The following is a 1,916-nucleotide window of genomic DNA, read 5'->3' on the forward strand; positions in this document are numbered from 1 at the left end:
AGGCATTCCCCCGCCCTGCCCTCAACTCCTTACCAGCCGGTGCATTTGCTCTGACAGAGCCTTGTTCGCGTGTCAAAACGGGCCAGCGCTGCCGCAGGTCGAGATCAATGGCAATGCGCCTGCTAAGTCCTTAGAGAGTAGCTTCGTATGTAGTTTTCACGCTGAGAAGTAGGGAATGAGCACAGAGCGAGTTCTCACACAGCTGCGCTGAAATCTCTGAAGGAAATAGTCATGACCAAAATTCACACTTCTCCCAAGGCTGCATTGCTGACTGCCACTGCAATATCAGTCCAGTTCCTCATGTCCGCACCAGCCACAGCCGGCGCCGGTGCGACTTGCGAAGAATCCACCGGCTTAGAATGCGGTACTAGCTCAAACACCGGGGATTCGGTTGCAACGGCTATTGGCAAGGGCGCGATTGCCGGCGGCGGTTCGGGAGCGACGGCAGTCGGCAGCACCTCCACAGCGTCGGGCAACGAAAGCTCAGCCTTCGGCGAGAATTCCACGGCATCGGGGCTCGCCAGCACTTCTATCGGCGAAGACAGTTTTGCAAGTAATACGCTGTCTTCCTCACTTGGCTCATCTGCCAACGCTAGCGGGCGCGGGGCAAACGCTATCGGTTCGTTCTCGACTGCCACCGGCGCAGGATCGATCGCTCTCGGCAGCGATGGCGGCACCGGCTTTTCGGGAGCCCAGGCGTTGGCAGACCAAGCCATCGCGATCGGCAGCCAGACGCTCGCGAATGCAGTTGGAAGCATTGCGATTGGTGGTGACGGGAATGACGGAAACACTGTCGGCGCACAGGCGTCAGGCAGCCGTGCGATCACGATAGGACCGGACTCTTCAGCCAGCGGCGCTTCGTCGGTGATTATTGGTGCTTCCAGTTCCGGCAGTAATTCAGGTGCGGTAGTCTTAGGGTCAAACTCAAGCAGCTCGGGTGTGGCATCAGTTGGAGTCGGCGGAGACAGCAAGTCTGTCGGCTTCGGCTCGGTGGCGTTCGGGGCGGGAAGCACGGCGAAAGGCAATTTCGGGATCGCGATCGGCTTCGGCTCCACCAACGCAGTCAGCGGCGGGGGTAACCAAACGGATGGCAATATCGCAATCGGTGGCGGTGACTTCGGTCTTGTCAGTTCGAACGCGACCAGTTTTTCAGCATCTGTGACCAGCCCCGCCACAGCCAACGGTGGTAATTCGATAGCGCTTGGAACCGGTACTCAGTCAACTGGAGGCAACGCTGTTGGTGTAGGTGCTCATGCCACGGCAAGCGGCAGCTCTTCGGTTGCCATTGGGGGCGACGGGACTGACGGCGATGTGTTTGGTGCCCAGGCGGTTGGGGCCAATGCAGTAGCGATTGGTGCCGATGCCCGTGCTCAGCAAGCCGGTGCCATTGCGCTGGGTGCAGGTGCCAACGCAATTCGCACCAACTCGCTGGCGTTGGGCACCGGAGCAATCGCCGACGAGTTCGCTGCCGCCTTTGGTCAGAACGCCAATGCCAGCAAGGCCGGCGGCGTCGCCTTCGGCACCAGCACGATCGCAGGCTTTCTCTCGACCGCGATCGGCCGCGCGGCGATCACCGCCGATCATGCGGTGGCGGTAGGCTGGAGTTCCTATGCCAACACCGGGGCAACCGCAGTCGGTTACGACAGTACCGCACTGCACGCCGGCTCGACCGCGATCGGCGCCAACTCCATCACAACAAGGGCCAACCAGGTCATGCTCGGCTCCACTGGTACCTCGGTGACGGTGGCCGACATCGATGCCAGCACCGCCGCTCAGTCGGGCAACATCTACGTCATGACCGTCGACCAGAACGGCACCGTCGGAAGGCAGGCAAGCGTGCTCTCCCCCGCCGGCGTCGAACAGATCACCAAGCAACTCATCTCTACCCTCGCCGTCACCGACGCCCAGTTCGATGC

1 protein-coding gene is annotated in these 1,916 nt (G+C 61.1%); it reads left to right on the forward strand.

The features are described from left to right. Window positions 1–231: 231 nt before the first annotated feature. Window positions 232–1,916: beta strand repeat-containing protein (locus GRI89_RS17255; RefSeq protein ID WP_407924989.1), on the forward strand; the 1,685-nt coding region annotated here is incomplete at its 3' end.

Source organism: Croceibacterium salegens, from assembly GCF_009827435.1.
Lineage (GTDB): Bacteria > Pseudomonadota > Alphaproteobacteria > Sphingomonadales > Sphingomonadaceae > Croceibacterium_B > Croceibacterium_B salegens.